Genomic DNA, 7,659 nt, shown 5'->3' on the forward strand with positions numbered 1-7,659 from the left:
TCGCGACTGCGCTTGCGCTGATCACTCGCGCCCCTCCTTATCTACCGCCTTGTTAAGCGGCTGGTCTTCACACCTTGCCTGATTGAGCAGGCGATTCTCAGCACTGCATTTAAAAAATAAGGTTTTCATGTCTCAAAATTGAAAGAATGCCGGACAAAATCAGTCGAATTACAACCGCTTTTGTTCGGCATCTCATTTAAAAAAGGAGTTTTTCCCAGCCTCTTCAAATACATCAAAACGCATTTGCCTTAGGTAAACTGTTAAGCAGCGTAAGTACCGTGTTCGGCTCTGCATTTGCCTGCGCAAGCATCGCGGCCGCCACTTGAGACATCAGATTTGCCTTGGTAAAATTCATCATTTCTTCAGCAATATCGCAGTCTTCAATTCTTGACTGCGCATCGGCAAGATTGATTGCGCTGTTTTCAAGATAATTAATCGTATGCTGCAAGGCATTTTGCGTCGCACCAAGTCCGGCACGCTGAAGCGAAACGTTGCTGATTGCCTTGTCGACCTGATTCATGACGATCGTTGCATAATTTTGTCCTTCACGATTAAGATCCTGACCCGCCTTTTCAAAGGCAGCTTTCTTTACGGCAACCTCCTGTTCCAAGGCAGAAGTGTTCTGTCCGTTGGCCCTGGCCAAAGCCAGACTGTTGGATGCTGCATTGTAGGCATCTTTTGCGGCATTATATTTTTTTACGGTTTCCTGGCTGCCGCAAAGGCTCATTTCGACATCAACCGACTGTCCGTTGGCATCGGTTACACTGAGTTTGCCGTTCGTCGTTTTGAAAATTGCGTCAAAACGCATGTCGCTGAGTTCGACATCCATCGTTTGTCCGACATTTGCACCGACTTGCAAAGTTATTCTGGGACTTGACCCGTCCAGCAAGTTAATCGTATTGAATTGGCTGCTGTTGCCAATTCGATCAATTTCCTGACGCAGGGCCTGAAACTCCTTATCGATTGCGGAACGATCTTCATAGGTCAATGTCCCGTTAGCGGCCTGGACTGCCAAATCGCGCATTCTTCCCAAAATGCTGTGCGTTTCGTTTAAGGCTCCTTCCGCTGTTTGAATCAGCGATATTCCGTCCTGGGCATTTCGTTTGGCAACTTTCAGCCCGCTGACCTGGGCCCCCATCTTTACTGCGATGCATGCTCCGGCAGGATTGTCCGCAAATGAATTGATTCTCTTTCCGGACGAAATTCTCAAAAGCGCATTGCTTTTAGCCGCATTCCAGGTCGCATAGCTTGAATATGCGCGCATCGCATCAACGTTCGTATTAATTCGCATGCTCCATCACCCTTTCCTTCATTCACTCTTGGATATCGGCCATAAAATCTTGATTTAAAGCTGAAAAAAGACTTTCCCACGAATGAGAAAGTCTTTTTCGGATAAAATACAGTACCTGAAGCCTGCCTATATTTTCAAGAAACGACTCATCGAAAGACCGGAACCAAGTGCACCGATAATAATCCCGATTGCAGCTAAAAGAACGTCAATTTCCCAAAGGAACGTTCCAGGAGTCAAAAGAGAATAGCTTGTTCCGGACAATGATGCCGTAATCACGTCATACATCCAGACATACAGGCCATCAACAATCAAAATCGGCAGAATTGCACCTAAAAGCCCGGTCCATGCGCCTTCCAGAATGAACGGCCAACGGATATAACCGTTGGTGGCACCAACCAGACGCATAATCGCAATTTCATTTTTACGCGATAAAATCGTAATTCTAATCGTATTCGAAATCAGGAAGACCGCCACAAACAACAGCAGCAAACTGATTGTAATGCCCCAGCGCTGAATGCTTGCAACAACGCTGAAAAGCTTCTTGGCTGATGCACCGCCATACTTCGCATCGGATACGTGCCTCAGCTTCCTGGCCTTTTTCGCAACGGTAATCGTTTTCTTCGGCGTCGCTGCACTCACGACATAGACATCAGAAAGCGGATTTTCGTCGCCTTTGAACAAATTGAACTCTTTGCCGTAAACACCGACGACATTGTCCAGTTCTTTTTTCTTGCTCGAAAATTCAATCTTCTTAACGCCGTCAATTTTCTCAAGCTTTTTCTTCAAAGCAGCTTCCTGCTTCTTATTCGTGCCGCGATCGATAATGACCCGGACCTGGACATCATTTTCAATATCGGTCGCAACCTTGTTGACGTTTAACAAAATTGACAGCAGTACGCCGACCAAAAGGAGCGTAACGGTTACGGCACTGACGGCAGCAACCGACATCCAACCGTTGCGCTTGAGACTTTTAAAACTCTCACGCAGATGTCGTTTAATCGTTACTGATTTCATCTTCGTATTCTCCTCCCTCTTGATCGCGAATAATGCGGCCATCGGCAATCTCAATGACACGATGCTTGTATTCATTGACGATATAACTGTTGTGAGTTGCCATAACGACGGTCGTGCCGTCATTATTGATGCGTTCAATGATTTCCATGATTCCTTCTGCCGTTTCCGGGTCAAGATTTCCGGTCGGTTCATCCGCAATCAGAATGCTCGGCTTGTTTGCAATAGCTCGCGCAATCGCGATGCGCTGCTGTTCGCCACCGGACAATTCATTTGGAAAACTTTCTGCCTTATGAGAAAGACCGACAAGATCAAGCACGCGAACGACCCGTTTTTGTACTTCTTCCGGTTCTTTTTCAATAACTTGGAGCGCGTAGGCAATGTTTTCAAAAACAGTCAGACGAGGCAACAGCTTGAAATCCTGAAAAACAACTCCAAGTTCGCGCCGCAAGTATGGCACTTCGCTGTTTTTCATTTTTTCAAGTTCATATTCGTTGACTTTAATCTCGCCTGAAGTCGGAACTTCCTGATGATACATCATCTTGATGAAAGTTGACTTACCGGCACCGCTTGGCCCAACGACATAGACAAATTCGCCCTGTTCGATTTTAAGCGAGATGTGATCAGTTGCTAAAACACCGTTCGGATATTCTTTGACAACGTTCTTATATTCAATCAAAGGAACTTCTCCCTTCCTAATTCATTAACAACACTTTACATTATAACATTTATAAGGTAACGTTTTTTTCACAGTTGTTACATTTAGGTATCATTTGCTTATCTTGATCAACGCGGATTTTCCTTCTTCAGATTCCATTGCAGATATGCATTGATGAACCCGTCAAGATCTCCGTCCATTACGCTTGAAATGTTGCCTGTTTCATAATTCGTTCGATGATCCTTGACCATTGAATACGGGTGGAAAACATATGATCTGATTTGGGAACCCCAACCGATGTCCAATTGTTCGCCCTGAATGGCGGCACGCTTCTTTTCCTGTTCTTCCAGTTCCATTTGATAAAGTTTTGAACGCAGCATTTTTTCAGCAGTCGCACGGTTTTGGAATTGTGACCGCTGTGCCTGACTTGAGACGACGATTCCGGTCGGAATGTGAATCAGACGAACGGCTGATGAAGTTTTGTTAATATGCTGACCGCCGGCGCCCGAGGAGCGGAAAACTTCCATTTTAATGTCTTCAGGCCGCAAATCAACCTCAACGTCATCATCAAGTTCGGGCATTACGTTTACCGAACAAAATGACGTGTGACGTCTGCCGGCCGAATCAAAAGGAGAGATGCGAACCAGGCGGTGCACGCCTTTTTCGCTTCTCAGATATCCATAGGCATTGTGCCCGGAAATGGTCAGCGTAACAGACTTGATTCCAGCTTCGTCTCCAGCTTGATAATCATCCGTTTCAACGCTGAATCCGTGTTGTTCTGCCCAGCGAGTATACATTCTGAGAAGCATCGATCCCCAATCCTGAGATTCGGTCCCGCCTGCTCCCGGATGAAGTTCCAAAATCGCATTGTCCTTGTCGTACTTGCCGTTCAAAAGCAGTGACAGCTGATAATCCTGCATCTTCTTTTGAGCAAGCTCGAACTTTTCCGCCAATTCTGAAACAAGTTCATCATCATCTTCTTCCTGAACCATTTCAAGCAAAACTTCCAAATCTTCGACTGACTCTTCAAGCTGGTTGAAATTGTCATATTTATTTTTTAATTCATTGTTTTCATTGATGACTTTCTGAGCTTCTTCCTGATTGTTCCAGAAATCAGGATCTGCCATCTTAGATTCATTGTCGGCTATCGCCTCCTGCAACCCGTCTAAGTCAAAGAGACCCCCTAAAGTCCGAGATCCTGGCACTCATGGCCCCGATTTCTTTCTTATAATCACTGTATTCCATTATTGACCCTCCTAATGGTTGGTTATCCATAAAAAAGGCAGCCGACCCGAGGCAAATCCAGTGCATGATCAGCACTTTATGCCGTCCGTTAGTTAACCGCCTTTTTGATTCCTGCTTGTTAACGTCTGATGTTCTGGCGAATTTCAGCCTTCAAGAACAAACGAGTCACTTCATATTCAATGTCGCCAATCATTTGCTCAAACATCTTGAAACCGTCAGACTGGTATTCGACCAAAGGATTCAGCTGACCGTAGCCGCGAAGTCCGATTGACTGGCGCAACTGATCCATTTCATCAATGTGATCGGTCCAGTGCGAGTCAACGACACGCAAAATAACTACCTTTTCAAATTCCAGCATCTGACTTGCATCGTAAAGCTGCTTTTCCTTCATCTTGTAATTTGCTTCGGCACGATCCATCAAATACGAAACCATTTCATCAACTGACTTTCCTTCAAGATCGCTTACGGAAATGCTGTCCTCAGGAACCATTGCCGAAACGGCAAAATCAACGATTCCCTGAAGATCCCATTCATTTTGTTCTCCGACCGCATGCATCTGCACCACGTGCTCAACCGTACGCCTGATCATCGGCATGATGACGGGCTTCAATGATTTCTCTTCCATAATGACTTGCTGACGCTGCTTATAGATGACCTCACGCTGAGCCCTCATGACATCGTCATATTGAAGAACCTGCTTGCGTGTATCATAGTTATTGCCTTCAACACGCTTTTGCGCAGATTCGACTTGTTTCGTAATCATCTTGGATTGAATCACGGCATCTTCATCATCCAGATTCATCGTTTCCAAGAAACGCTTAACTCTGTCCGTACCGAAACGAAGCATCAGATCGTCTTCAAGCGAGAGATAGAATTGTGATACGCCGGGGTCTCCCTGACGTCCTGAACGACCACGCAACTGGTTGTCGATACGACGTGACTCGTGTCGTTCGGTCCCGATGACGGCTAATCCGCCAATTTCACGAACCCCAGGTCCAAGCTTGATATCAGTACCGCGCCCGGCCATGTTCGTTGCAATCGTAACGGCACCGCGCTGTCCGGCATTCATGATGATTTCAGCTTCCCTGGCATGGTTTTTGGCATTCAGAACAGCATGCGGGATTCCGGCCTGATCAAGCATCGCTGAAAGCAGTTCGCTTGTTTCGACCGCAACGGTTCCGACAAGAATCGGCTGCCCCTTGGCATGTCGTTCTTTAATGTCCTCAACTACGGCCTTGAACTTGCTCTTGAGATTAGGATACAAAATATCCGGGCGATCGTCACGAATAACGGGCTTGTTCGTCGGAATCGAAATGACTTCCATATTGTAAATTTCACGGAATTCTTCATCTTCCGTCTTGGCAGTCCCGGTCATACCGGAAAGCTTCTTATACATTCTGAAGAAGTTCTGATAGGTAATGTTGGCCATTGTCTTTGTTTCTTCTTCGATTTCAACGTGTTCCTTGGCCTCGATTGCCTGGTGCAGACCGTCAGAATAACGGCGTCCGTCCATGATACGCCCCGTAAACTGATCGACAATCAGGACTTCTCCGTCCTGAACAACATAATCCTTGTCGCGGATCATGATGTAGTTTGCTCTCAACGCATTGTCCAGGTGGTGATTCAATGCCGTATTGTCAGGGTCGAACAGATTTTGCGTGCCAAAATACTGTTCGCCTTTGCGAATTCCCTGTTCAGTCAACGAAACCGTCTTTGATTCAAGATCGATCTTAAAATCCTTGTCCTTCTCCAATGTTTTGGCAAAACGGTCGGTTCTCGTATAAAGGAGCGTCGTTCCCGTTGCCTGACCCGAAATAATCAATGGGGTACGGGCTTCGTCAATCAGGATGGAATCGACTTCATCAACGATGCAGAAATTGAGCGGACGCTGTACCATATCCTCGCGATAAACGACCATGTTGTCGCGAAGATAGTCAAAACCGAGTTCGCTGTTTGTCGAGTAAGTGATGTCACAATTGTATGCCTCGCGTTTTTCTTCGGGAGTTTTGCTCGTAATGTTCAAGCCGACGCTGAGTCCGAGCCAATTGTAAAGTTCTCCCATTTCGGTCGCATCACGCGATGAAAGATATTCGTTGACCGTAACGACATGAACGCCCTCGCCTGCAAGAGCATTCAGGTAAACGGGCATCGTAGCCGTCAAAGTTTTACCTTCGCCCGTCTTCATTTCGGCAATATTGCCTTCGTGCAGGACGATTCCGCCGATAATCTGAACATGATAGGGATAAAGTCCAAGAACGCGCTTGGCACCTTCGCGGGCTACCGCAAACGCTTCTGGCAAGAGATCGTCAAGCGTTTCGCCCGCCTGGTAACGTTTTTTGAATTCAGGGGTCTTTGCCTTAAGCTCATCATCTGACAGCTCAGCCATGTCTTGCGCATAGGCCTCTACTTTATCAGCAATTTTAGTCAATCGCTTAAGTTCGCGATTGTCGCTTTCAACCCATTTTTTAAGGATATTAGCCATTTACTTCATAAATCCTTTCTAACTGCTTTTAACTTTTATAATGGTTATTTTTATTATTCAGTATACCAATCTACATTTTATCATTATTTTCAAATAAATTAAAGGGAAAGCTTCAATTATCACCATGGCGTCCGAACTAACGCCTGATTCATCAAATCCTGAGCATATTCTATGCTTTGGTCTGCATTTTTCAAATCGTCATCATGACAAAAAGAACCCGGAAAACTAACCCGGGTTCTTTAAAATTCAATTCAATTATTCTTCATCGCTTGCTTCGATTAAGCCATAACGCCCGTCGCGACGACGATAAACAATGTCGATGCCTGAAGTTTCAGCATCTTCGTAGATGAAGAAATCATGACCCAACATGTCCATTTGCAAGATTGCTTCCTCAGCATCCATCGGCTTCAATGAAACACTCTTCGTACGAACAATCTCGAATTTCTTGTCTTCTGCGGCTGCTTCCTTGGGATCAGCCGTCGGGACGAACTCAAATGTCTTGAAACCCTTTTCGCGCGACTTACGGTTAAGCTTTGTCTTGTGCTTTCTAATCTGGCGTTCAAGCTTATCGGTTACCAAGTCAATACTTGCATACATATCAGGTGAGGTTTCTTCGGCTCTTAAAACAAGATACGGAAGAGGAATTGTAACTTCAACCTTGCAATTCTTATCCGAATAAACTTTTAAATTTACGTGAGCCGTTGAACTGGACGTGTCTTCGAAATACTTCTCGAGCTTTGCAAGCTTCTTTTCGACGTATTCGCGAATTGAACCAGTAACTTCGATATTTTCACCACGAACATTGATTTTTAACATGGTAAACCTCTCCTTTCGCTTCTGAACATCCTTGCTCAGAAGGTTTGATATGATGTCTCATATCTCATCTACACCTATATTATAATAGAAAACGCTTTAAATAACAATCAAAAGCCTTAAGATATTTAAAAAAATAAATAACCTTCACAATTTCAT

Annotated in this window: 6 protein-coding genes; all 6 read right to left on the minus strand. The window is 45.1% G+C overall.

Translation table 11 applies throughout. The annotated features are described in order from the left end of the window. Window positions 1-232: 232 nt before the first annotated feature. Window positions 233-1,291 carry a flagellin N-terminal helical domain-containing protein gene (locus tag V7Z60_RS07895; RefSeq protein ID WP_334117290.1) on the minus strand — a complete coding sequence of 353 codons (1,059 nt, stop codon included), beginning with the start codon at window positions 1,289-1,291 and terminating at the stop codon, window positions 233-235. A 126-nt stretch (window positions 1,292-1,417) separates the two neighbouring features. Beyond that, complete coding sequence (gene ftsX, locus V7Z60_RS07900) at window positions 1,418-2,305, minus strand: permease-like cell division protein FtsX (protein ID WP_334117291.1); 888 nt, start codon at window positions 2,303-2,305, stop codon at window positions 1,418-1,420. Further along, window positions 2,286-2,981 (minus strand): cell division ATP-binding protein FtsE, encoded by a 696-nt coding sequence (ftsE, locus tag V7Z60_RS07905; protein ID WP_334117292.1) that lies wholly within the window; start codon window positions 2,979-2,981, stop codon window positions 2,286-2,288. The genes ftsX and ftsE overlap by 20 nt, the downstream gene beginning before the upstream one ends. A 107-nt stretch (window positions 2,982-3,088) precedes the next feature. Beyond that, a protein-coding gene (prfB, locus tag V7Z60_RS07910; protein ID WP_334117293.1) for a peptide chain release factor 2 occupies window positions 3,089-4,205 on the minus strand; the annotation gives its coding sequence in 2 pieces (ribosomal slippage) (window positions 3,089-4,132 and window positions 4,134-4,205; 1,116 coding nt in all). Window positions 4,206-4,323: 118 nt separating this feature from the next. Next, window positions 4,324-6,687 carry a preprotein translocase subunit SecA gene (secA, locus tag V7Z60_RS07915; RefSeq protein WP_334117294.1) on the minus strand — a complete coding sequence of 788 codons (2,364 nt, stop codon included), beginning with the start codon at window positions 6,685-6,687 and terminating at the stop codon, window positions 4,324-4,326. A 255-nt stretch (window positions 6,688-6,942) separates the two neighbouring features. Further along, complete coding sequence (gene hpf / locus V7Z60_RS07920; protein WP_003692505.1) at window positions 6,943-7,503, minus strand: ribosome hibernation-promoting factor, HPF/YfiA family; 561 nt, start codon at window positions 7,501-7,503, stop codon at window positions 6,943-6,945. Window positions 7,504-7,659 lie beyond the last annotated feature (156 nt).

This window comes from Ligilactobacillus sp. (genome assembly GCF_036846325.1).
GTDB lineage: Bacteria > Bacillota > Bacilli > Lactobacillales > Lactobacillaceae > Ligilactobacillus.

Excerpts from the sequence above, each read along its gene's own strand:
- hpf (WP_003692505.1), bottom strand. The coding sequence starts at position 7,503 with ATGTTAAAAATCAATGTTCGTGGTGAAAATATCGAAGTTACTGGTTCA.
- ftsX (WP_334117291.1), bottom strand. The coding sequence starts at position 2,305 with ATGAAATCAGTAACGATTAAACGACATCTGCGTGAGAGTTTTAAAAGT.
- V7Z60_RS07895 (WP_334117290.1), bottom strand. The coding sequence starts at position 1,291 with ATGCGAATTAATACGAACGTTGATGCGATGCGCGCATATTCAAGCTAT.
- secA (WP_334117294.1), bottom strand. The coding sequence starts at position 6,687 with ATGGCTAATATCCTTAAAAAATGGGTTGAAAGCGACAATCGCGAACTT.